This is a genomic window from Candidatus Accumulibacter sp. ACC005 (assembly GCF_907163215.1).
Classification (GTDB): domain Bacteria; phylum Pseudomonadota; class Gammaproteobacteria; order Burkholderiales; family Rhodocyclaceae; genus Accumulibacter; species Accumulibacter regalis.
This window is the reverse complement of record NZ_CAJQUB010000009.1, coordinates 136,488-160,161: the sequence shown is the minus strand read 5'-3', so window position 1 is coordinate 160,161 and position 23,674 is coordinate 136,488. Positions and strand designations below refer to the sequence as shown.

General features: G+C 58.0%; 19 protein-coding genes and 2 pseudogenes. 14 read left to right on the top strand and 7 right to left on the bottom strand.

All coding sequences use genetic code 11. The features are described 5' to 3' along the window. The first annotated feature begins 97 nt into the window (after positions 1 to 97). From QZ613_RS11645 to QZ613_RS11635, 3 genes and pseudogenes are all read left to right on the top strand, one after another. Positions 98 to 469, top strand: a complete 372-nt coding sequence (locus QZ613_RS11645) for a hypothetical protein (protein WP_291982588.1) — start codon at positions 98 to 100, stop codon at positions 467 to 469. Between the two features lie 250 nt (positions 470 to 719). After that, a pseudogene (locus QZ613_RS11640) lies at positions 720 to 836 on the top strand (transposase domain-containing protein); the annotation flags it as partial. Positions 837 to 1,112: 276 nt separating this feature from the next. Beyond that, positions 1,113 to 1,727 (top strand): hypothetical protein, encoded by a 615-nt coding sequence (locus QZ613_RS11635; protein ID WP_291982586.1) that lies wholly within the window; start codon positions 1,113 to 1,115, stop codon positions 1,725 to 1,727. Positions 1,728 to 1,988: 261 nt separating this feature from the next. Here the strand turns inward: QZ613_RS11635 and QZ613_RS11630 are convergent, their stop codons facing one another. The 3 genes from QZ613_RS11630 to QZ613_RS11620 form a co-directional block, all read right to left on the bottom strand. Next, positions 1,989 to 2,594, bottom strand: a complete 606-nt coding sequence (locus tag QZ613_RS11630) for a hypothetical protein (RefSeq protein ID WP_291982585.1) — start codon at positions 2,592 to 2,594, stop codon at positions 1,989 to 1,991. Between the two features lie 267 nt (positions 2,595 to 2,861). Then, positions 2,862 to 7,316, bottom strand: coding sequence for a hypothetical protein (locus QZ613_RS11625; protein ID WP_291982583.1), 4,455 nt, complete (start codon positions 7,314 to 7,316; stop codon positions 2,862 to 2,864). Between the two features lie 381 nt (positions 7,317 to 7,697). Continuing rightward, positions 7,698 to 8,297 carry a hypothetical protein gene (locus QZ613_RS11620; protein ID WP_291982581.1) on the bottom strand — a complete coding sequence of 200 codons (600 nt, stop codon included), beginning with the start codon at positions 8,295 to 8,297 and terminating at the stop codon, positions 7,698 to 7,700. A gap of 630 nt (positions 8,298 to 8,927) precedes the next feature. Between QZ613_RS11620 and QZ613_RS21165 the strand changes: the two are divergent. Then, positions 8,928 to 9,155, top strand: a pseudogene (locus tag QZ613_RS21165) (preprotein translocase); the annotation flags it as partial. On the opposite strand, the gene QZ613_RS21160 reads toward QZ613_RS21165, so the two are convergent. Then, positions 9,138 to 9,617 (bottom strand): hypothetical protein, encoded by a 480-nt coding sequence (locus QZ613_RS21160; protein WP_366144463.1) that lies wholly within the window; start codon positions 9,615 to 9,617, stop codon positions 9,138 to 9,140. The pseudogene QZ613_RS21165 and the gene QZ613_RS21160 sit on opposite strands and share 18 nt — an antisense overlap. Between QZ613_RS21160 and QZ613_RS21155 the strand changes: the two genes are divergently transcribed. The 10 genes from QZ613_RS21155 to QZ613_RS11570 all read left to right on the top strand — a co-directional run bounded on the left by QZ613_RS21155 (position 9,618) and on the right by QZ613_RS11570 (position 17,943). Then, positions 9,618 to 10,274, top strand: a complete 657-nt coding sequence (locus QZ613_RS21155; RefSeq protein ID WP_366144462.1) for a site-specific integrase — start codon at positions 9,618 to 9,620, stop codon at positions 10,272 to 10,274. 18 nt (positions 10,275 to 10,292) lie between these two features. Further along, positions 10,293 to 10,571: a type II toxin-antitoxin system RelE/ParE family toxin gene (locus tag QZ613_RS11610; protein WP_291982577.1), complete on the top strand. Its 279-nt coding sequence runs from the start codon at positions 10,293 to 10,295 to the stop codon at positions 10,569 to 10,571. A gap of 10 nt (positions 10,572 to 10,581) precedes the next feature. Next, positions 10,582 to 10,866, top strand: coding sequence for a HigA family addiction module antitoxin (locus tag QZ613_RS11605; RefSeq protein WP_291982575.1), 285 nt, complete (start codon positions 10,582 to 10,584; stop codon positions 10,864 to 10,866). Between the two features lie 50 nt (positions 10,867 to 10,916). Beyond that, positions 10,917 to 11,243: a type II toxin-antitoxin system RelE/ParE family toxin gene (locus QZ613_RS11600; RefSeq protein ID WP_169066656.1), complete on the top strand. Its 327-nt coding sequence runs from the start codon at positions 10,917 to 10,919 to the stop codon at positions 11,241 to 11,243. Next, the gene (locus tag QZ613_RS11595; protein ID WP_169066655.1) at positions 11,240 to 11,557 is read left to right on the top strand and encodes an addiction module antidote protein; all 318 of its coding nucleotides are present in this window, start codon (positions 11,240 to 11,242) and stop codon (positions 11,555 to 11,557) included. Before QZ613_RS11600 ends, QZ613_RS11595 begins: the two co-directional genes overlap by 4 nt. 96 nt (positions 11,558 to 11,653) lie before the next feature. Beyond that, a complete protein-coding gene (locus QZ613_RS11590) occupies positions 11,654 to 13,477 on the top strand; it encodes a hypothetical protein (protein ID WP_291982569.1) in 1,824 nt (607 codons plus the stop codon). Between the two features lie 162 nt (positions 13,478 to 13,639). After that, a complete protein-coding gene (locus QZ613_RS11585; RefSeq protein ID WP_291982567.1) occupies positions 13,640 to 13,978 on the top strand; it encodes a hypothetical protein in 339 nt (112 codons plus the stop codon). 142 nt (positions 13,979 to 14,120) lie between these two features. Then, positions 14,121 to 16,649, top strand: a complete 2,529-nt coding sequence (locus tag QZ613_RS11580) for a DUF3987 domain-containing protein (protein ID WP_291982565.1) — start codon at positions 14,121 to 14,123, stop codon at positions 16,647 to 16,649. Further along, positions 16,646 to 17,257 (top strand): hypothetical protein, encoded by a 612-nt coding sequence (locus tag QZ613_RS11575; protein ID WP_291982563.1) that lies wholly within the window; start codon positions 16,646 to 16,648, stop codon positions 17,255 to 17,257. Before QZ613_RS11580 ends, QZ613_RS11575 begins: the two co-directional genes overlap by 4 nt. Before the next feature lie 23 nt (positions 17,258 to 17,280). Beyond that, on the top strand, positions 17,281 to 17,943 hold the full coding sequence (locus QZ613_RS11570; RefSeq protein WP_291982561.1) for a hypothetical protein: 663 nt from the start codon (positions 17,281 to 17,283) through the stop codon (positions 17,941 to 17,943). Between the two features lie 253 nt (positions 17,944 to 18,196). Here the strand turns inward: QZ613_RS11570 and QZ613_RS11565 are convergent, their stop codons facing one another. The 3 genes from QZ613_RS11565 to pglZ are packed head-to-tail and all read right to left on the bottom strand — an operon-like array spanning position 18,197 to position 23,642. Beyond that, positions 18,197 to 19,192: an SIR2 family protein gene (locus QZ613_RS11565; protein WP_291982559.1), complete on the bottom strand. Its 996-nt coding sequence runs from the start codon at positions 19,190 to 19,192 to the stop codon at positions 18,197 to 18,199. Between the two features lie 60 nt (positions 19,193 to 19,252). Beyond that, a complete protein-coding gene (gene brxL, locus QZ613_RS11560) occupies positions 19,253 to 21,304 on the bottom strand; it encodes a BREX system Lon protease-like protein BrxL (protein WP_291982557.1) in 2,052 nt (683 codons plus the stop codon). 4 nt (positions 21,305 to 21,308) lie between these two features. Beyond that, the gene (gene pglZ / locus QZ613_RS11555; protein ID WP_291982555.1) at positions 21,309 to 23,642 is read right to left on the bottom strand and encodes a BREX-1 system phosphatase PglZ type B; all 2,334 of its coding nucleotides are present in this window, start codon (positions 23,640 to 23,642) and stop codon (positions 21,309 to 21,311) included. Between the last annotated feature and the right edge of the window lie 32 nt (positions 23,643 to 23,674).

Genomic DNA, 23,674 nt, shown 5'->3' with positions numbered 1-23,674 from the left:
GCCATTCAGGTCTCTTCTCAATAGCCGACACTGGGGTGCTGCGGCAGGCTTTGTATTTGACCAAGTCACCAAGAAAACATTACTGAGATCTCTTATCATGCAACTCAGAACATTTGTCACGACGGCTCTCACCGAAATAATTAGCGGTGTCAAAGATGCGCAACTTGTAGCCAATGCTTCTAGGGAAGGCCAGGTAAACCCACTTTTGTTGCTACAAGGGACTGGCGGCGGCGCCCTATCTGTTCCAAATGGCTGTGTACTTTCAGCCCAGAAGCAATCTATACACCTTGTAAAGTTTGATGTTGCTATAACCCTTGAACGGGGTACAGAAACCAAGGGTGGTATTGGTATATTCATGGGCGCCGTCGGGATCGGATCGCAAGGCGAGTCAACGAATTCGCAGACTTCGCTCAGCCGTATCCAATTTGAGGTGCCTATTTCTTTTCCCTATCAAGACACCTCAGAATAACTACGCTTCAAATAATTTGCGACGAGACCCGCCGTAAGCACTATGTCGCTCAATTCGTCATGCGGCTGGTAGCTGCCCGATATAGCCGCGCCAGCCGGATAATTCAAACGTTCCTGAGTGACCGCTTTCCGATATTGCCAGCTTCCGCTCCGGGTCGATAGCACCAGTTGGCAAACGACCGAAGCGGCCATTGCGATGGCAACCATGTGTACGGTAACCGCGGTCTGTCGCCGATTTCCGCGATTTCCGTCTGATCGGCACCTGCCGCCTGGACGACATCGAACCCTACGACTATCTGGTCGATGTGCTGTAGCGGGCCGTCTAGCACCCGGCCAGCCGGCTCCAAGAGCTCACGCCGCGGCCGTGAAAGCAAATCGTCACCGGCAATCCGCTGCGATCGCCTTTGCATAGCCTTCGAGCTTAGGCAAGAACGCAGGGGGGGTTATCGGTTACACTTAGACGCATTGATACCGATTTGACCTCGATGCCAGACCATCCAACACTCCAAAGACATGAGCGCTTGCACTACCGCGATCAACTACGAGCGGCGCGCTACCTAGCGCTCGCCGACGCAGAAGGTTTCGGCGCAATCTGCTTCGCAATTGAGGCAATTGGGCTTCGGCTGCTAGGAAATAAGGAGGACATGGGAAGATACGAGCCCAAACTGCGTGAGCTCGCAATTAATTCGGTCGTACTGAACGATCTATCGAATGATTTTCCCGTTAGCTTCACTCGCTTCGACGCACTGTACGCGACCGTAAGGAGAGCAAGAAACGACGCGATGCATACAGGCGTTTATGCGCGCCACGCAACCTTGGCGGCAATTGAACTCGCAATCGGAATTGAGGAAGCGCTCATGAAGGAGCAAGAAGTGCCAAGAAGAAAAGTAGCTGACTTTATGGTCAAATCTCCTGTTTCAGTGGAACTTTGGCAGCCTGTAGCGCATGCTCGTCAGTTGATGCTTATGCACTCGTTTTCATTTCTGCCCATTTATCAGGAAAGGTGGAAACTCTTGTCCGAGATTTCTATGGTAAAGTATCTGAATTCCGGTCAGCAATGGAAGAAACTACTCGGCACCTCCATTGCAATTGCTTCTCAAGAGGGGCTAACGCTGGTAGATGCAAAGGTCGTCGGATGGAATGAAGATGTCGAAAGCGTTCTAGCAGCCGTGGACCTTCCGAACAGTCAAACACTATGGTTGGTTGAGGAGCGTCGGGGCGTACTCGCTGGAGTCCTTTCCCCGTTCGAACTAATGTAGCCGTAGTGCTCCAGTGAAAAGACATTTGCTTGGAACGTACCAGGTATCCCATCACTCCACCGGCGGACGCGGCGCGATAAACGAGCGCAGCACCAGTGAATTCAGACGTTGAACGTGAACGTCCGCTCCGATCCAAGACGACCGTCGCCTTTGGGTCGATCGCTGCCAGTGGCCTGAAAAATCTGAGTGGCTGCTCTCAATACGATCCGGCCGTTGGCGCTCGGGCTCAGGATTTACTGGTCCGCCTGGCCGCTCCAAACCCTACGCGAACGTGATCATCGGGGCGGCACGAACATTCGGCTGCTTTGCCAGGAAGTCGCGCAGGAACTCGCCGAGCTTGCGCTCGCACAGGGCGATCACTTGCTCTTTCTCATCAATCAGCAGCCCCTTGCCGGGGATCTCATGCGAAATAGCACCGATGGCCGGCAACGACACGAGCTCCGGCTTCTTCAAGGTCACGGTGATGCCGGTGGCGTCCGCAGCGACAGCGAAACTCTCTGGGCTTAGGTCGTAGCCGACGGAGTACTCAACCGCGTAGTTCAGGATGATGGTGGCATCCGAGTTGATCCCCAGCGCCGACCGATTGATGTGCTCGACATGGACGTAGCTGCGATCGATTGTGGCCGCGAGGAATTTTGCCCGGCCTGAGATCGCTTTCTTGGTGATCTGCAGGTATTGCGTGAAAGTGGTGTAGCCGAGGAGGTCCTGCTTGGTCGCCGACAGGGTTTGCTCGACCGTGTGCAGCTTGGATTGGAGATCGGTTTGGTGATGCTCGGCGGCGGAGGATTGGCGGTATTGGTGGGTCGCGGCGGCGGCGAGTATGGCGAGTGATGCGGTGATGGTGATTGCGGTTCGGGCTCGATTCATGGGCGGCTCCTGGGTTGGGGATTGATTGGGATTGGGATTGGATCACTGCTGGATGGGATTTATGGCATTGTGGCTTTGGCGGAACATGCAGACGTCAGTTTTTCGTAGTCCAGACGCAGAAAACCCCGCGCGCCTTTCGACTGACGGGGTCAGGGGAGTGAGATCAAGAGACGTCAGCTGCCAACGCTACTCGCTGGTGCTAAGGATAGGGAAACAGCATTCCGTCCCTGGGATGTTGCTACGCCTAATGTCTGCCGAGGCAATTATTTAGGAAGGCGCGATTGTCGTCAAGACACTAGTCCACGGCACTCCGTCTCTTAGATTCGGATGGCGTATTTCGTCGTCCGGGCGACCATCCTCCCGCCGATCGCACTCCAGTTCAGCCAACATATCTTTACACTGCTTGGCGATTGGCGAATCATCGCGTGCGACCACATAAAGATCGAGGCGCAAATCGTTGTTTGCTTGTGGAGAAACCTCAAATTGCGAATCCCCAAGTGGTGTCCTTAAGGTAAAAAGCTCCTTCAGCATGGGAAATGCGGGGCGACCAATTCTTAGGGCCTTGCGTAGATAGGCTTCGCGTACTTTTTCCGCTCCATCGACGTGAAGAAGAACGTACCCTGCAAGCTCGTCGGCTTCAGACATCGCCGCCTGCCAACAGGCATCAACAAAATCCTCGACTGCACCAGCTTGCTGTATCAAAATAGAAGCGATTGATGATGCTCGTCGCTTATCGACCCACATCCACGGATAACCATTCCATTTGAAAAGCCATCCATTTCTAATTCGCTCGCAGAAATCCTTCAGCTTACTTACCGAGAGTGTATCGATCAGAGCCAAAAAATAGGCCTCGTTACTGGCGCCATCTTCGTCTGTAAAAAATTCCTCAGCCGTCACCAGCACCTCCCACGCAGCAACGGAACGCGCACTTCCGAGTGAGGCAGCTATATTCGTCGGAGGCATCCATCTACGCCATTGAGCGAGGCAATCGTCGACAGATCGCCCAAGAACGTTGGGAGGTACTGCTAGCAAAAAATATCTACACAACCCTGCTAGAGTGTGGCACTTTGATTTGTCTAGCCACGGAGAGGCTGCAATTTTCCCATATTGCGTTTCGAGCGAGGCAACCAATAGGCCATCCTCAATTCTGTATCCGTATCGAAGCAACCCTTCTAGCAAGTTTATCAGTCCGAAAGAATTTAGCAGACCGCTTCGAATTGCTTTGCATATTGGTTCAATAATATACTCACTCGGGATCTTAACTACACTCTGTGACAGTTGGCCAATTCGATAGGCGGCGTCTTCAGCATTAAACGTTTCTCCACCAATGCTCTGCTGAAAACATGTATCCACTCGGTTACTGAGAATCTCCCCTACCAAGCTAGCTGCCTCGTCGATGAGTGGCTGAACTGACTGATCGAACCGTCGAAAAACACACCCCTTCTGACGGCGTAACTCTCCCTCGACGATGCAGTCCAAGCGGTCAAAAGAGAGCTTTTCTCGGTCGCCCGGCCAAGATTCAGAGGACACACGGCAGATCGCATCCAGTACATGTTCCTCCGCAGCTGGGTGCGTCAAAAGTCGGAACAATCCTCGTAGTCCATGAACCCCGCGCCTCACTGCCGCTGCTGTCAGAATGTGGCTCGTCTGCGGGCTTTTTGGTCTAGGTGAATGCGCTCTCCCTCGTTTGGCCCAGTCATCCATCTGGGCTCGATACGCAACCCAGACATCAAGAGCGGATGTCCAAGCCGAATGCACTAGATCGTCGAACTCTTCCGGAGCAACGTAGCTGGCAATAGACGCTAGGAATACAAGAACTTCGGAATGTACTTCAGCTGACGAAGGTGACTTTTCAGAAAGCACGGAAACCAAGCAGTCGAAACTTTCGCGCGACGGTACCCAACCGTTTCTGGAACGCGTTTTCTGGTCATCGCGTTCAATTGCACCGAGCACCAGCTTCAGCAAGAGAACACGCTGTTCAGCCGAAGCGCCTTCCACTCGCTTGGAGATGATGTCCATAAGAATCTCATTTCGTCCATTCAGTAACAACCGCTCGACCAGGAGGTGTGCTTCGTAACTGCATTTTTCATAGTTCGTTTGCTGCCGTTCACTATCTTTCAGCCATTTTTCCAATCCTCGCTTCATCTGCCATTCGTTCGCCAGAGGACCAAGCGTTTGCGGATTAAGGTGGGTCAACCGCTGCTTGACAATTACATCCCACGCTCGTTCGAAGACTTCTGATTTCCATTCGTTATCAGCCCTTTGCAATTCATTGCCTACCCAATCGGGAACCCAAGCTTTATCCATAGCCCGATCGCTGGCAACCTCCAGCAGTCGAACGGGCGCTAAAGCTCGCGCAAGATCAAGGCGCATTGACTCGTCATAAGATCCACCGCTAGCCTCCAAGGTCTTGAAAACCGCATCAAGCCCGATAGGGCCAAATTCTTCCGGACACGCTATCGCAAGTCGTGCTTTCGAACCGTCAGCCAAGCAACCGCTATTTGCGAGGTCCACAAGCCGTTCCCGGACTGCACAGTCGGCGTATCCGTCCTCAACAAAACCGACGATATGACTCAACAGTTGAGGGTCTGTCTGAACATTCTTCGGGGAATTTAGCCAAGCAAGCTGAGAACCCTCAAAGGCAGGGAAATCCCAGAGAAGTGAGCAAATTGCGGCCGCTCGGACAGTTGGCTCTGATTCCTGCTGCGCCAAGTCGATCAATAAATCGAAATTATCTGGATTATTCGAGGACTCAAATACGAACTCGACCCGTCGCTCTAAGGGCCATGCCTTTAGTCTTTGCCGGGCACCTTCACCGAGCTGACAGAGCGAGATACAGCGACCGTCCAGACGATAGGTGCGAAGCCGAACCTGAGCATCCTCGCTCTCTATGAGAGGCCACAAAAACTTTGCGAATACTTGAAATCTGGTTGCCTTCTGGTAAGCAACTCCAAGGTTTTTGACGCTATCGAATTCCGATGAAAAGAATTCGCTCACCCGGCGGACAAGTTCCGCGTACAAATCGGCGTTGTCCCGCGCACTGAACCCACACTCGCCGGCAAAGTCGCATGCTAAACCTAAATCCACGTGTGCCGCTGTCGAGACAAGCTTGACGCGGGCTGCCGGTAGAACATGCGCCCCTCTTAATGAAGCGGCCACTAGCTTTAACGAAGGCTCCCAAGCAGGCAGGTTATCAGCCTCACACAAAGTGTGCGCCCCACTGCGTTCGTCAAGACATTCACGTAACAAACGCGTGGCCGCGTAATACTCCTGGAATCGCTGGTGCGCAAAACGATAGACGCCTGAGTCAACATGTAAGAGATGATAATTGCTCAATACCTCAAGAACAGCCTGAGGTGACGGCACCGAGCCAATCAAGTGCTTTTCTTGAAGCTGAATTGCGGCAGCATGAACAGCGGCCAAGGCAACCGCTCGTGAGCAGCGCGTCGCCACCCTGCGTGTCATCTCACATGCGATTTGCTCTAGGTAGACCAACTGGTGGCCTTCAACGGGCAATGCGGATAAAGCAACCTTGCTTCGTCCATCGTCTTCAATCCACTGCACGCAGGCTCCGAGCAGATCGAAGTCGCTGGAAAGCTCAGCAGTACCAAGCTTTGTCTGGGCGATGACACCTTGCAGGATTAATGGACTCCGAGCGGAATAGCGTAGAGTCGAATCCCTTGCCATTCGATGAATTAAGCTCTCCGCCTGGTTGCTTTCCAACTCGGCCCGAACAACTGATACCTGACCATCCCAAGTTAGGCCGGATACGTGAATACACTTCATACTTGGCAACAAGTTGCCGGAAGCCACAGAAAAACGCGACGTAATCACAAAAGACAGTTGTTCGGTTGCCAATATCTGCTGCATCAGAAAATTCAAACATGCCCTTTTTCTAGATACTTCAATCTCATTCCAACCGTTCAAGAAGAGAACCAATCGGCCCGCTTCGGCGAGTCGCGAGAGCTCTTTGACCGAAATTTCCAACGCTTCAGCGGCGGGAAGCGACGCCAGATACCTGAAAAGAGTTACCCCCGAGTCGGCCCACAGCGGTGTATCGACAAACACAGGAATACGCCTACCGCGATCGAGACAAAGACCAGCAGCTTCTAGGGCCAGCGTTGTCTTGCCAAGTCCCCCCGCCCCCATTAGAAGTAGCGTTTCACCTTCATCTAAGCTCGCAGTAAGCTCTCGCATTCCAAATGGTTTCGATTTACTTTCCTCTCCCACAAGTTCTTCGAGACTCAATCGGGCTACCAAGGACGGGGCTCGCCAAACCTTTCTTCCGATCTCAAGCAGTTGGGCGGCCATTACCAGGACTTTTCCAACCTCATTTTCTGTGGGCGAGGTGGTGCATTCGACTAAGCCATCCAGCGGCTTCCCAAGTGCAGCATAGCTACGCCTCTCTGCCTCTGCCCGCCAAGTGCGCAGCAGTTCTGGCGGGTAGTTTTCAACGTCGACATCTATTAGCCGAGAGCAGTTCTGACAAAGCCAGATACCGTTGGTAATAGCTTTCCGCTCGACCGGCAGCATCTCTGGCACATACCGCGGCCCACCCGGTGCAGCAGCGTGAATGTGTGCGGCAACACCAAGTATGACGACCTTTTCATCCCCGCTCCCGGAGGCAACCGTCGACGCTTGGCAGGAGGGGTTCGAACACTTCCACGCCACGCGCTGCCGCAGCCGCTCAATCGTGGGCTTAGAAAAATCATCTCTCGACATGATTGAGGAGTAGCGGCTTCTCAGGAGGCCAGCCAGATTTCGAGTTTAGAGTGCATTGCTGCGATCCCGCCAGAGTTCCAAAATTATAAATCTCGATGGCATCTTTTGCTTGGCCGAAGACCGGTTTCGAACCCACTTTATGACGCGCCATAAGGTGAAGAACCGAGGAACTCGCTTTCGGCTGTTTCCCGGTGCTCATCTTTACCGGGGTCACGGGCGGTACAATGTCCTACTTGGACGGGTTGGAACTTAGCGCATGTCGTGGCGTGAAGCGCATCGGAAAACCGGGTGCGGGAACAACTGCATGCACGGTTTGATGAGGGAGGGCAGGCGTACACCTGTTCTCTACTCTACCCGCGTGCTGAACGACAGGTTGGTTCCCTATAGAGACTCAATGGGCACCCCCAAGTCACTGAGGACTATGAAGTGCCATGGATATGGGCTCAAGGCAATTTCAGGCATTGAGCCGCTGGCTGCGTGCTGGTTGGCGATATCCGAGTACCTGCTATCAATTAGGACGTCTTTGATCACCCGCTGTGGAACAACTAGCGTAACTTCATTTGGGTCGAGAATCAGTTCGTTGGCCCTAATCCGCCATTCACGCTCCCAGCTGAAGTCAACACGTTCGTGAGGCTCGTAACGCACATGGCGATATTTAAGTTCTTCTGGGAGCAGATCGTATTCGTCGTGAGCCTGGTAAATCACAGGGCGTCCGCCTTGCTGAAATAACCAAGTCTTATCCACCATGACACCGTATGGCTCATATCTGCTGCCGTGCGCGCCAGGGCTTGCAAGAATGGCCGATAGCTTTGCTATTGGAGCTTCCGTAAAGCAGACGCAGCGCCAACCGTCTCTAATGCATCCGGTACCACCGCGCAGCTTACCCTCCTTTACTATCTTCATGAAAATTTGTGCCGCAGCTTCTCGGGTCGGCCCTCTTGTGAAATGGATGAGCTTGTTACTAAGATCGTCACGGATCATGGTTTAGAATTGCTAACGAAGAGCGTCTATCTGCCATCCCGAAGACGCCGGCTCGACCGCTGGCGGTTGGTGGCAGATAGACCTTGTTGGATTGAAACGCTGGGATGACGGTCGCAATCGAGATTGTAGGGCCGAGCTGCCCGAAGTCAATCGATTGGCATGAGGTCACACTCGACGGCAGATCGATGCTCATCAACCGGCAACGGCGCCGCCAGAACGCCGACCAGCCGAGAGGTGCCACCACGGACCCACCCAGCAGCACACGCACATAGCCCCACCGCCCCCGAGCCCTTCCCTTGCGCAACCCCCCTGCCCCACACCGCCGACCCACCCCCAGGTCGGTATAGGCCCGGAAGCCCTCCCAGAACGCAAAAAGCCCACTCCGAAGAATGGGCTAAGTGCTTGAATTTTCTGGCTCCCCGACCTGGGCTCGAACCAGGGACCTACGGATTAACAGTTCGCAAAAAATAGCGTTTTTCTACGTTGAACCGAGTGCCCGAACACTGCTAAATACGCGTTGTTTCAACACGTTGGCGAAATTAGACGTTGCACGACGTTGAAGCACATGCCTATAATCTGCTTACTGTGTGCTTACCAGAATCAACTGGCAGGCTGACAACGGGGGCAGACATGAACGACAACAAGGTGAACTTCACTGCTGGCAGAGTCGCGGCTTTCCGCTGCGAGGAAAGTAAGCCGGCCGCGTTTCTGTGGGACGCCAGCGCAAGCGGACTTGGCCTGAAGGCGTCTGCCGGAGGTTCAAAACGCTACGTTCTGCAAAGCCGGCTTGAGTCTGGTGCCACCGTCCGGCTGACGATTGGCGACCCGAGGACGTGGACGCTAGCCGCCGCCCGCGACGAAGCCCGCCGACTGCAAACGCTGATCGACCAGGGAATAGACCCGCGCCAAGAGAAGGCCGACCGAATCGCGGCCGCTGACGCCAAGCGCGCCGAGGACGAAGCCAAACGAGTCGAGGCGCAGCGAATCGAGGCACCTGCCTTTGAAGGCTGGCAAGCATACCTCGTGGCACGTGCGCCGAAGTGGGGTGAGCGCACCTTGCTTGATCATCAGCGCCTTGTTGATCCCGGCGGGAAACCCAAGACCCGAGGCCGCCGGCCCGGCGAGGGCGACACGACGATGCCCGGCGCACTTCTGGCCCTGCTGGATCGCCCCCTGGAACAGATAACCGCCGACTGCGTGCGCGCCTGGCTGAAAGACGAGGCAGCCAAACGACCGACACAAGCTGCGCTTGCTTTCCGTCTGCTGCGTGCCTTCCTGAACTGGTGCAGCGATCGCCCCGAGTACCGCGATCAGGCGCACGTGGACGCCTGCGGCAGTCGTATGGCGAAAAACGAGCTGCCGAAGAAGATTGCCAAGGATGATTGCTTGCAGCGCGAGCAGTTGCCGTCGTGGTTCGCCACGGTGCGCCAGATACAGAACCCTGTCATTGCCGCCTATCTGCAAACGGCGTTGCTGACGGGAGCGCGCCGGGAGGAAGTGGCCGGCATCCGGTGGCAAGATGTCGATTTCCAGTGGAAATCCCTGACCATCGGCGACAAGGTGCAAGGCAATCGCACGATTCCGCTGACGCCCTTTGTCGCTTCGCTGCTGGCCGCCCTACCCCGCCGCAATGAATGGGTATTCTCAAGCCCTGCCGCAGCGTCTGGCAGGCTGCAAGAGCCGCGCATCCAGCACAACAAAGCACTGATTGCCGCGGGCCTCCCAAACGTCACCATTCACGGCCTGCGCCGCTCGTTCGGTACGCTGGCGGAATGGGTAGAATGCCCCGCCGGCGTCTCGGCGCAAATCATGGGACACGCGCCGAGCGCGACTGCCGAGAAGCATTACCGCGTTCGCCCGCTCGACCTGCTGCGCATGTGGCACACGAAGATCGAGGCCTGGATTCTGACTGAAGCGGGTATCGAGCAGCCCGGCGAATCCGACGCGGGTTTGCGTGTCGTGCGGAACAAATTGTAAAGCAGCGATATACAGACTATGATTACTTCGTTCCGCCACAAAGGGCTGGAAGCGTTCTTCCGCTCTGGCACGCAAGCCGGCATACAGCCGATTCACGCCAAGGGCCTACGGGAAATGCTGGCCGCCCTGCACGCCGCCGCCGCGCCTGACGACCTGGCCCGCCCTTCCTGGCGTCTGCATGGCCTGTCCGGCAAGCTCGCCGGCTTTCATGCGATGACGGTTCAGGCGAATTGGCGGCTGGTTTTCCGGTTCGACGGAACGGACGTGGAGCTGCTCGACTATCTCGACTATCACTGAGGCCCGACACATGGACATGCACAACCCCGCGCCCCCCGGCGACCTGCTCGCCGGCTGGCTGGACGACCTCGACATGAGCGTGACTGCGTTCGCTGCACACGTGGGCATCAGCCGCGTCATGCTGTCTCGCATCCTGCACGGCCACGCCGCCATTACCGCCGACATGGACCTGCGCTTGCACGAAGCCTTGGGTACCTCGCCCGGCTACTGGCTACGGCTGCAGGCGCAACGCGACTTATGGACTGCTGGCGAGCGCGCCAAGGAACGCGCGCCGGTGGCACGAATCGCGGCTTGACGGGGTTTGTGACGCCTGCGAAACTTGTGTAACATCTACGTTACACACTTATGTTCGACCTTCTCGACTACCAGATGGCAGACGGCCGCGACCCGTTCAAAGAATGGCTCGCAGACCTAGCAGACAGGCAGGCACGCGCAAGGGTGGCCGTCCGGGTGCAGCGCATGGCCGCTGGCAACTTCGGCGACCACAAGCCGCTGAGCGATGGAGTATGGGAACTGAAGATAGACCACGGCCCCGGCTACCGGGTGTATTACGCTCAGGCCGGCCGCCGAGTGCTGTTACTGCTGATCGGTGGCGACAAGCGCCGGCAGCAAGCCGACATCGCAACCGCTGTCCGCTACTGGCAAGACTGGAAAATGAGGAACGCACAATGAAAGCCGCCCGCCCCCACGATGACGCAATGGTGGAACTGCTCCGCGAAGATCCGGCTTTTGCCGATGAATACCTGGCTGCTGCGCTGGAAGAGGCCGATGAACCCGGCGGGCGCCAATGCCTGCTGCGCGCCCTGCGCCATGTCGCCCAAGCGCAAGGCATGGAGGAGGTAGCAGAACGCGCCGGCCTGCGCCGTGAAAGCCTTTACCGCGCGCTGTCTCCCAAGGGGAACCCGACACTTGAAACGCTGCTGGCCGTCCTGTCCGCGGCGGGTCTGCGTCTGGCCGTGGCTCGACGGGAAGAACACCCAGCCTGACCGAGTTTGCCGCGCCTATCCCGACGGGGAGAAAACCGGCACCTTCCCCGGCTGGCGCGGCACCCTATATGGAGGAGCGCAAAGAAGGAACGCGAAATGCAGTACGAGCTGAGACTATCCGCCCCGAATCTTGACGTGTTGCCGCTCGTAGCCATCGCCGATGCAGTAGCTCGGGCGGCCGCGACTGCTGGAGACACCCCATTTCACAAGCCCACCTATAAAGGGAAATTCCGCAAGCTACTGGAGTGGGTCGTAGGCGACGCGCGAGAGGGAAAACTAGTAGTCACGGACCAAGACGGTAGGCCAGGGACGTTCGACGCCGTTATCCAGCGAGCCAATGACGATGGCACATATAGCGAGGTCTTGAGCGGCCCTAGTTCAACCGACGTCGACCTGAATATGACGCACGCACTGTGCATCTATACGACGCTCAGCAGTCTGAACAAATGGGCTCGTGAGCGAGGTGACGAGTTTTCAATATCTCGCGTTGGCTGGATTGACGAGCGCGGATGGATTGAACCCAATGATGTGGCGACTGAGAATCGACCGACCACAGACTCCGTACTGACCGTATCGGGTGAAAGTAAAACTCGGCCCAAGCCCGTTCATTTTGGAGCGATAAATACCAGCGTTGTAGTTTTCATTTGTGGCCGTGAAGCTATTCCGGTGCGCGCTATTCCGCTCGTGACCGGTAGGTGGATGTCGCCCGATGTGGTTGCAAAATCGCTCGCACACGCTGATTCAATGAACCGCTTTGAGGGAGTATATGCCTATCAACTGCTGGCGGACGGGGGATATTCTCAAGTCTTGCCTAGCGAGTGGGATGTTGTTGACGACCAGTTGGAAGGGCTCGCCAGTAGACTAAATGCTATGAGCGATGACAAAAAGCTAACTCGCCCGATTTGGCTGGCCGAGTCGACAAGGCTGCTGCATGTCGGAGTTTTCCTCTGGCGCGATGAATTCGAGCGGGAATTCCGCCGATGCTATTCGCCTACGCGCTTTACCGTGCTTCACGCGCGTCCCGGCGACCTGACACTAAAATTTTCGCCTTTAATCGCCCCGCCAGAAACGCGAGAGATAATTATGGAGGGCTTCGAGGGGCTCCCACTGGCCGCTATTACTCCCCCCGTTGTTGGCGAAAAACCAGAGACGAGGATGTACGAGGAAAACGATGTTTCCGCATGGGATGAATTGGAGCCCGCCAGCTATCACGAGCAGATGGGACCGGCAGTTCTTGCTTCCTTGTACCCGCGAGGGAAGCGTGGTATCAAAGTGTCGGACGAAAGGTGCATCGAACTAGCGGGCGCTCCTTGTCTGCAAGTAGCGGATTGGATCGAGCTTACCGGTGTTGGATTTGGCAAGTATTCGCACTATGTCATAGAGGAATCCGGTGCCCGTTTTGTGAAATGGGATGAGCAAGCACTCATTTCTGCGCCCAGAGGGTGGCAACTTCCCATGCTCCGTGACAACGATACGTCTCCCCTTCTTTTCCCTTGTACTCCCTGTCAGCTCTTGCTGTTCGTCGACACCCTGCGCGCAGGTGTTAATGCGTTCAGCGTACCGGATGCTTTTCGACGGGCAGTAGCCGCGATGGCGCAGAAGACAAATACCACGCCGCAGGGACAGGGCGACACGCCCCTTTCTGGAGCGGCAGAGAAGGCCGCACCAAAGGTAACGGGCGACGAGAAAAATCAGAAGAAAACCCAACCATGGATAACGCGCGCCCGCGAATACTTTGATGATATTTGGCTGCGCGAGTTGGCCGCCAACAGGCGACCGAGCAAAGAGAAGATAGCAAGTGAGGTTGCCGCCCGACTGAAACGCGACGACAAGATGGTGACAGCGCGAGGCATAACCATCACCGCCGACAATATCTTGAGGGTGGCCCTAAAAGGGTGGAGTCCGCCACAACCTGACTAACCGGAAAATCCGGAAAATCCGGAAAATCCGGAAAACTCGAACAGGAAAAAGTTTTCCGGCTGCAAGTGACTGAAAATAGGCAGTTCTTCAGAGGTTCGCTTTTGTTTTTTTCCGGCCGAGAGTCATTCCTTTCAATCTATTGTTACAGAAAGGAATGACTCAATGGCTAATGCTCAAGTCGCGTCAAGCAACCGCTTGACTACAAAACTCAGCACTGAAGAATTAGCGGATCGTCTGAGGAATCGGCCGCAAACCGCGCGCGCCGCATATTGCCGAGCCGGCCATTATCTCGGCATGGTTCCGACAAAACTTCCAAGTGGCCGCCTTCTCTGGGACGCTGGCGAAGTCGAGGCGCTACTCGCCGGCGAGGCGGTTCAGGCGGACACAGCCGCCATCGATGAGCACTTCGCGCGGAAGGCTGCGAATCCTGCAAAACTCCCCGAGCACATTGCCCGCAAGGTCGCCGCAAAGTGCTTGATTGCCGGCGCGGTGGCGAAATGAAAACGCCCCCGAACCAAACAGCATTCGAGAGCGCCCCAAGCAAGCGCAATTATACCCTGCAAGCCCCCTTCCCCGAATCGCTGTACACGAGGTTCACACCGGAATGGTCGGCGCCTGGCTTCCTTGATAGCGAGGTGCCAGCATGGTGATGGACAATCCTATCGAGCAATTCCGCGATGCGATCCAGGCATCGGGCCTGACGCCGCCGGACAGCATTGAGGCAGACGGCAAACTTCGGCGTTTCGCCAGTAACGGCCGGCGCAATGACGATGCCGGCTGGTATTTGTTGCACGGCGACGGCATACCATGCGGCAGCTTCGGCGACTGGCGCACAGGCCTGACGCAATCCTGGCGGGCTGACATTGGCCGCCCACTGACGCCCGCAGAAGAAACCACGCACCGAGCAAAGGTCGAAGCCACGCGACGCGAACGCGAAACCGACGAAGCGCGGCGACAGACCGAAGCCACCAAGAATTCGACCGCGATCTGGAGGGCCGCGACACCGGCAACCGCCGCCAATCCATATCTGAAACGCAAAGGTGTGGCACCAGTAGCGACCCTGCGCGAAATCGATGTCGCTGAGGCCGCCGCGATCCTGGGCTACTCGCCGAAATCGAAGGGCGCGCCGCTGACCGGGCGTTTGCTGGTCGCGCCTGTCATAGTCGGTGCTGCCCTGTCGACGCTAGAGCTGATCGACAGCGACGGGCGCAAGTCGGCCCTCTACGGTGGCGCGAAGATAGGCGGCTATTGGGCGGCACAGTCATTGCCAGAAACCGACGGGCCGGAGCCGCTGCAAATATTCGAGGGGGTAGCGACAACGCTGTCCGGAAAGGAGGCGAATGGCGACCTGAGTGTTGCCGCGCTCTCGTCCGGCAACCTAATCGCGATGGCGACAATCATGCGCGAACGCTACCCGACGAGGCCGCTGGTCATTGGTGCTGATCTCGTAAAAGCGACCGGCGAGCCTGATCCTCACGCGATAGAGGCGGCGCGATCCGTCGGCGGCAGGCTGGCAATCCCCGAATTCGGCACTGACCGACCAGACGACGCCAAAGACTTCAACGACATGGCGCAGCTATGCGGATTGGAAGCCGTCAAGGGCGCCATATCCGGCGCAGCGGCACCGGCAGGGGAAGACGGCCAGGAGGGAGGAGAAAGCAGGCCTGCGGGCGATTCTGAAAACCCTGTATGGCCTGCACCGCAACCGCTGCCAAGACTTCCGAAAGTGCCAGATTTCCCGCTGGATTTGCTGCCAGATGATCTGGTGGATTACGTTCGAGACGCATCGGAACGAGCACGATTTCGGCCGGACTTCGCCGCGGTGGCGAGCATGGCCGCTCTTGGCAGCGTCATCGGCAGAAAGATCGGTATTCGCCTGAAGCGGTACGACGACTGGACGGAGTACGCCAACGTCTGGGCTGCAATGATTGGTCCGCCGTCTGCGCTGAAGTCGCCTGCGGAACGTGCAGCCATGCGACCGTTCAAGAAGTTGCAAGTCGCGGCTGACGATCTGCACCGGCAACAACGGGCCGAACACGACCTTAAGGCGGAAGCATTCAAGTTGCGCAAGGATGCAAAACGGAAGAAAGTCGTCGAAGCGTTGGCGAAGGACTCCGGCGCCGCAGTCGATCTGGGTGATGAGGAACTGCCTGCCGCGCCTGTTGCGCGTGCCTACTGGACAAGCGAACCAACGGCCGAAAAGCTTGGCGTGATGCTGGCCGAGAATCCGCCTGGACTATTGGTTGAGCGCGACGAGCTATCGTCTCTGCTGGTCAAGTTGGAAGACGATCGTAACGCGACGTTGCGGGGCCTGTATCTGTCGGGGTGGTCCGGCAACGAGGGATACCGATTCGACTCCATCAGCAGGGGCACGACGGCGCTGCCAAAGTTCGCGCTTTCCGTTGTCGGCGGAATGCAGCCTGGGCCGCTATCGCGCTACGTGCGCAGCGCATATTCAGGCGAACGGGCGGATGGCCTGCTGCAGCGATTCCAACTGATCGTCTGGCCGGATTCTGAACCGTTTGCGCTTGTCGATCGAATCCCGAGTCGCGACGCACGAACCGCGGTCGACGCCCTGTTTGAGCGGGCAGATAGCTTTGACCCGATCGCCATGGGGCAGACAGACGGCTTCGGCAACGACCCGCCATTTGTTCGCCTGTCCGACAAGGCGCAAGGGCATTTCAACGAGTGGTACATCACCTTCATGCAGAACCGCCGATCTATCGAGGCGTCGGCCGATGAGAGCGGGCCAGTATCGGCACACTTCGGGAAATACCCTGGGCTTGTCGGAAAACTGGCGCTGATCATACATGTTGCCGATGACCCTGCTGGTACGGAGGTATCCGAGCGAACCATTCTCAAGGCGTTGGCGTGGATCGACTACCTGACGCCTCACGCGCAGCGCGTCTATCACGCGGCGCAGCACCCGGAAACGGGAGCGGCCGACCTGCTGCTCGCACGGATGCGGCGCGGCGAATTGCCCGACACCTTCAAGGCTTGGGAAATATCGCGCAAGGGATGGCATGGGCTGGCCGACCGCGAAGCAGTCAAGAAAGCGTGCCGCCTGCTGTTCGAGTTTGGCTGGCTGATCGAGATACAGGAAGGTGGCGTGTCGAACGGTGGCAGGCCTGGTGATCCGGTCTACGCCGCGTCTCCGGCGGTGAAGACATGACCGACTACCTCGCACTTCTCAGGCAGAAAACGCCAGCGCGGGCAACTGCACAAACTGCAAAAAGTACTTTACGCAGTTTATGCAGTTCGCCCATAGCGCTCAAAAGCCCCATTTCTTCAGAGATCACCTCGTCGCGCTGGCTGGTCCACCTCATGGACCGCGGCCCGTTGGAAGTGTCTGTATCGCCCGCTGCGAGCCATGCCGAAGTTCTCGCCCGCTATCCCGACGCGCTGGCGGCTGAACCATTCGTGGCAGGTATTGAGGAAGGGGCGGCGCCGATCACCGCCGACCAAGAAGCCGAAGTTGTCCCGTGGCTGGCCGAAATCGGCGAAACCGATCATGCGATCACTACCGACGTCCTGAGTAGATGCAAGCAAGACAGCGAGGCGCGGGCGTACTACCTTGCCCGTGCGCGTGGCGCTGTCGGAGACGACCTTGACGACCGGCGATTCTGTACGCAGTGCGAAAACCTTCGGTCTGGCGTGTGCAGCGTCGCCAAGCCCGGTGGCGCGGTATCGGCGCCCCGAGGTTACCGACCAGTACCTGACATGCTGCATCGCTGCGCCGGCTATTCGCCGAACAGCAATTGCCTGACGAGGCCGACGTGAACCAAACAACGGAAAGCACGACGATGAACAAGACGAAGAGGCAGGCGACCTCCAAGGCAGAAGGCGCACCGCACGAGAGCACTCCATGCGAAGCCGGTTCAACCGGTGACCAAGTCAAGCGCAACATGGCGCATTTGACTACCTCAGCCGAGTTGGCTGCGTACCGCGTGATTGGTGCCGCCGAAGCAACTACAGCCATTGGCGACAATATCGACGTGCCGACGATACTGGAGCAATTGCGCGGCGAGGCAGCAGCTGTGCATTGCGGTGATCTGTCGCGAACGGAATCGATGCTGATGAATCAGGCCACGGCGCTGCAAACGCTGTTCGCACGGCTGGTAGAGTCGAGCATGAAAGCCGGGATGTTGCCGCAACAAGAAACAGCCATGCGCCTGGCACTAAAAGCGCAGAGTCAGTGTCGGGCGACGCTGGAAACGCTGGTTGCGATCAAGAACCCGCCGATTGTCTACGCCAAGCAGGCCAACGTGACGACCGGGCCGCAGCAGATCAACAACGCCGCGGCGGCACCCTCGCGGGCGCGCGGAAAGAAAACCAAGCCAACCCAACTATCAGGAGGAAGCCATGAGCTACTTTCGGACACCCGAACATCGAGCGTTGCGCGCGGCGTTGATCCGGCGCTGGAAGCCTTGGGAGAACTCGACCGGGCCAAAGTCCGAAGACGGTAAGGCGCGGTCCGCGATGCGCGGTTTCAAGGGCGGCCACCGGGCCATGCTGCGGGAAGTGGCGCGCGTGCTGCGCGAGCAGGCCGAAACGTTGGAGCGTTGCAGCCGCACCCCGTAGGGTTCTGGGGGACCTATTGCCACGGCGCAAACAGGAAGTCAGTGGCCGACAAATGCTGGAGCAGAATGAGCTTCTCGCCATCGTCGCCATCCCGATCAGTGAGCACGAAACGAACTTGCACCTCGCAAACAACGAAGGCTAAGCCTCAAAGAATCGCATGACCTTGTTGTGCTCGGCGGTATCGCCTCCGAAGATGTCGCGAAGCTGTCGCCGTGACGCACCAATCAAGCTCCGCTCCAGGATTCCTTCGAGAGGAGTCGAAGCGGAAATCGCCCCGCGTTCTCTTGTTGAATTGAGTCGCCTGGCAACGTCAGCGCCTTCCGGACAAATGACGAACAGCTTCAAACCCTGCTCGGAGGCCCTACCGATCACTGCGTTGATGTGGTCGTCCCGAAACCCGTAGCCGATCACCATGAGTCTTGATGGTTGCGCTGACAAGCTCTTCTCAAACTCGTCCGCATACCAATTCAGGATTGGCGTCTGCCCGATTTCTCGCGCCTTTTGTCCGCCCATGATGAGCAAGCGGCTACCGTCGGCACGAGCCCAGTTTGACGACCCGTGGAGCTTGAAAATGGGCTGACATCCTGGGTCAACCTTGAAGGCCTCTTGGGGCAGCGGGTTCCATGTCGATCGGGCCCAGGAGTCGTGGTGCATCGGCTCCTGCGCGGGGACTCTCTGCATCCCTGGCAATTGGGCGCCCGCCCATTGCTTCTTGCCGGTTAGCGTGATGTTGTCATTGCCGTAGAAGTGCTCAAGCAACACGTCCTGGTTCAGGGTGAAGATCGCATCAAATCGGGTTAGAAAGGTTCCGACCGTGTGCTCGACGCAGTTCTGGAACGTCTGCTGAGTGCTTTCCATGAAAGCGCCGTTCATGTCTGCGAACATGCCTGAGACCGCTGCCTGCAAGCCCATCAGAGCCGCTTCGCACGATCTGGGATTGCGGGAATACTCACCTTGCAGTTCGGCGAGCGCCGCTTCGAAACCGCCTTGTGGTTGATGTCGCCAGAGAAGTTCGCCAAGGCGTGGATTGCTGGTCACCTCTGGGCAACCCAGCAAGTATTCGAACGCCTCTGTCGCGAGCCACCCGCCCCAATTGCGGCTAAACCCCGCCCCCAAAAGTAGGAGGTCTGCCATTTCTAATCTCCCGACGGGCGCATTGGAATTGTCGTCAAAACCGTTACCAATGAATGCTATTCAAATCGCCAACGCCTTCAGCAAGGCGTCCCGCGCATCCAGGTAGTAGTGGATGGTGATCTTGGCCGCCAGATCGTCCGGCAAGTCGTTCAGTTGCCTGCGGCTGTGGATCGGCATCAGGATGCTGGCCGCACCTTTCTCGATGGCTGTTTCAACGACGGCGACCGGATTGAAGATGGTCTCGATCGAGCCGCCCAGATTCAGACCACCAGTGACGGCAAAACCGCCCCGGATACTCTTCTGAAGGAGAGAGGAGCAAAGCGCCAGAAGTACGCCGACGCCAACCGCCGAGCCGCTCTTGGCACTATCGAAGGCCCGCAGTTGAACCGAGAACTCGTGCTGGCGAGGCTCTCGGTCACCAACCAGTTCCTTCGCGCGCGCATAGAGGTTCTGCTCGGCGCACCTGACGCTTTCCCGGAACGGCGGTGGCGCTGGCTGGTTCAGGATTTTCACCCCGCTACCGGGACCTTCTGCAATATCGATTTGGTACAAACCGGGGTTCTCGTCGCCGCCACCGGCCGAGATCGCCCACACCTGGCCTGGCGGCAGAGGATCGCTGCCGATGCTGTTCTCGCTGTAGAGTTCGGGCGTGGCGACGAACTTCTCGACGCCGTCTTCGCCCATCGAGTAACTGAACTGGGTGTTGCGAAACTCGGCCGAACCGATGCGTTTCTGCTGCTCCTTGACCCGCCGCCGGCACTCCAGCGCCAAGCGCAAGGCCCATTCGAGCACCTCCTCGGAAACAGGAACCTCTGGGTTCGGCGATACCAGCTTGATCAGGCCGCTGACGGTTTTCTGGACGCCTGTTGTGTCGCGACCGCTCAGGGCGCCACCCAGGTGAATGCGCCCCTGGACGACATTCTGCCGGCTCTGGCGCCGTAACTGGTTCCAGCATTCGGAGAGAAAGTCACTGACCAGTCCGAAATGGTTGGTCAGCAGATCGCGGTTAACTTTTGGCAAGTCCCAGCCAGGCAGGTAGGCGTGGATGCGGTCCATGAATGCGGTGTCGTCGCGCATCTCCGGTGGCAGCGGTCCGAAGAGATGACCTACCCGCTGTTGATGCTGCACGTCCACGTCGAAGTTGCCGACCATCACCACACCACCATCGGCGCGAATGCTCTCCTTGCCGCGACTGAACTCACCGGACTCCATGTAGCCCTTCATGATGTTCACGCCATCCTTCTGGTCGAAGGAGACGCCCGAGATTTCATCGAAGCAGACCACGTCATACTGGCAAACCAACCCGCGCTGCCCATTGGCGTTGTTGACAAACATGCGCGCGACCGTCGCTTTCCCTCCCGAGATCAGGTGCGCATAGGGCGAGACTTGCTGGAACAGGTGACTCTTGCCGGTGCCGCGCGGGCCCAACTCGACCATGTTGTAGTTGCGCTCCACGAACGGGACCATGCGCAGGAGCATCATGTCGCGGGCGCGTGGGGTGAGCTGCTCGGGTTCCATGCCGACGCTACGGATCAGGAAGTCCTTCCATTCCTCGGTGGCAAAGGCTTCGCGGCCCTCGTAGAGCGCCGACAGCACTTCGCGCTTGGACAGTTGGATCTCGCGCAGCGAATCGATGCCGAACGGACGGCCGTTCTTCTCCTGAGCGATCGTCGGGTCGTAGGAAAGTTCGACCTCGGCATAGAACCCGCCCGTAAGCATCCGTTCATTGGCGTGGACCATCGCTTCCCCGATGCGCACGTCCTTCAGTTGAAGGCTTGGCAAGGTGGCAACGAAAGAGTCTGATCCGGCATCCAGTCGCGCGGTGATGATGTCGATCAGCTTGACGTGTCCTTTTTCCTTGGCGCGCGCCTTGAACAGCTCGTGCTCACCGGCACGAATAGTCTTTTCTCCAAGCTGACGTTCGACAATCTTCAGGCCTTCGGCGATTTCCTCCTCATCCACCGAGGCGCAATAGCGCCCGAGAAGAAATTCAGCAACATAGGTAGGCACCGGATACTGCCCCTTGAATTTGCGCACGAGGTCCTTGCGCACCACGTAACCCTCAAATGCCTTGGTGGCAATGGTATCGATGGGGTCCAGCTGTTGGTTCATGAGCTTAGTTTCCAAGTTTGGTCGGCAGTGCGTGAATCACCTGCCCCGAAGCATCCAGCAAAACGACTTCGGCATTCTTGCCGATGTCGGCATCGTCTTCGAGGAATGCCGTCACCTTGCCGTCGGGCGTGATTTCGCGCGCCTGCTTGTCCGTCAGCAGTGACGTATTTGCGTCGCCCTGGCTGCTGCGGACATCGACACGTACGCCGGCGAAATTGCCGCCGACCAGCACGCGGCATCTCGCGCCGGTCCATTTGGCTTCCAGCAAACGAGCTGAGCCAGCCGTGCCGCTGGTCGCATGGGAGGCATTCACACGCAGCATCGGAATCACCATTTCCTGCAGCGACACACCGCCGTGGGAATAATCGACGCCGGCGCGGAAGCTGCCGGCACCCGGTGGGCTGGCCATCATGACTGCCGGGTTCCAATGCCACTTGAAGGCCAGCGCATCAGTCTGGGCATCAGCTTTCAATGCGGCGCAACGGCTCCAGCGGGTTTCCGTCAGAAACACCTTCAGATCAACCTTCGGGAGGCCATAGGGCACCAGCAGCCAGCCGTGATCCGTGACGACCACCACCTCGGTCCAGCCAGCCTTGAGCAGTGCGCCAATCCGGCTGGCGAGATCGCGGACCTCGTTTTCGACGCTGCGCGCCAGCTTCCAGCCTTCGGTGTGGCCGCGCTTGTCGAGTGTGCCGGCTTCTGTCCAGGCCGAACCGGTGGGATCTCCGGTTTCATCTGGTCCGAGGACCTGCCATCCGCGCTCCTTTAGGGCGCTCACAAAACGATCCTGCGTCAGGATTTGGCCGGTGGACGCCAGTCGCGTCGCAAACTCGTCCCCAGGGTCGCCACCGTTAAAAGCGTCGGCGATCGGAGACGCGGCGGGCTTGGCGGTGGCTGTTACCGACGGGATCGCCGACCACTCCCAGTCCCGCGTGGATTCAATTCCTGCGGCTGCCAGTTTCTCCGCCAACTGCTGGGCAACGTCCATCCGCAATCCATCGGCAAACAGCACCATGCGCCCCGCCACCGATTCGATTGGCTTGCTGCGCCTGGGAACCGACTGCCCAGTGTCGTGAACGAGTTGTTGCAGGTGGCGAGCGGTATTTTCGAGCCACGGCAGATAGACGGCTCGCAGGGTCCCCAGGACTGCAGCGTGCCGCTCAGGCGAGTCGCAAGCGGCCATGGTCGCCAGGGCGGCGGCATCGACGCGCCAACCTTCAGTGGCATAGAACGCCGCATACGCATCCGGCGTCGGCGCTCCTGGTGCTCTCTGGCACAGCCGCGCCAATTGTGCCAGCGGTGACAAGGCCGTTGCCAGCGGGCTGAGCCCCAGCTTCTGCCATGGGTGATCGCGTCGCTCCGCATGCTGCGCTGCTAGTTCGGCGACCCGGCGGATCACCTCATCCTGCGGCCGATCGACCAACGACTCCAACGCCTGATGCAATTTTTGTTCTTCGTTTTCGTTGATATTCGGCCAGACCTCGGCGCTATCAAAAAAGCTCGGTGCTTTCGGTGCGGCTCGCCGCAGCCATTCCACGATGCCTTGATAATTCGCCGGCGCCTCGGAAAAGCGTCTCCAGACCTTGCCCCAGTGATTCATGCGCGCCGCGAGCAGGCCCGCAGCTTTCAGCGGACCGTCCTTGACCGGATCGAAACCCGCATCACCCTTGCACTGCTGGCAGAAGGCTTTCCACTCAGCGTTTGAGCGACCCTGCTTGAACGCCTCCGGATCGCTCAGCCAGCGCAACAGCAGACCGATCGCATCCGGTGCCAGCAACCCGTTGAAATACTCCGAATCCAGCCGCCGTCCCTGCAACTGCGGAATGGGCTCGGCCACCAGCGACGGTAGTGCTCCGGCCAGCGCATCGAGCGTCGTCTGGTCCCTGGCCACATCGAGATCGAGGCCACCGTGCCGGGAAACCAGGAAGCCGTAGGGCGTCCACTCCTTACCGTTGACATGCAGCCACATCGCACCGCGATACTGCAACTCGATCAGGGCAGCGAGTTCCTGTGGGCAATCCTCTGCGGCACGCAACTGATCGCGGCTGATTCCTGGCAGGTAAAGGACCGGCGCCGTTCCCGCCGGCGGAGCACCATCAACGACACGCGCCTCGATGCAGCGCAACCACAGCGCCGGCCCTGTGCGCTTTTCCGGAACATAAGCGCCGAGCACGAACAACTCCGGCAGCATCCCCTGCAGCACCGGCATGACACCTTCCCACAGGCGCTCGGGGTCGGTCCATAGCACCGCGCAGGGTGCGACCTGATCGCCGGCAGCGTAAGACTGAGTCGTCGTTCTTAAGGCAGCAATCACACGTTGCCCAAGAGTCTGGCTCATTCGGCCTTCCCGCGCTGCACGAATGGCAATGA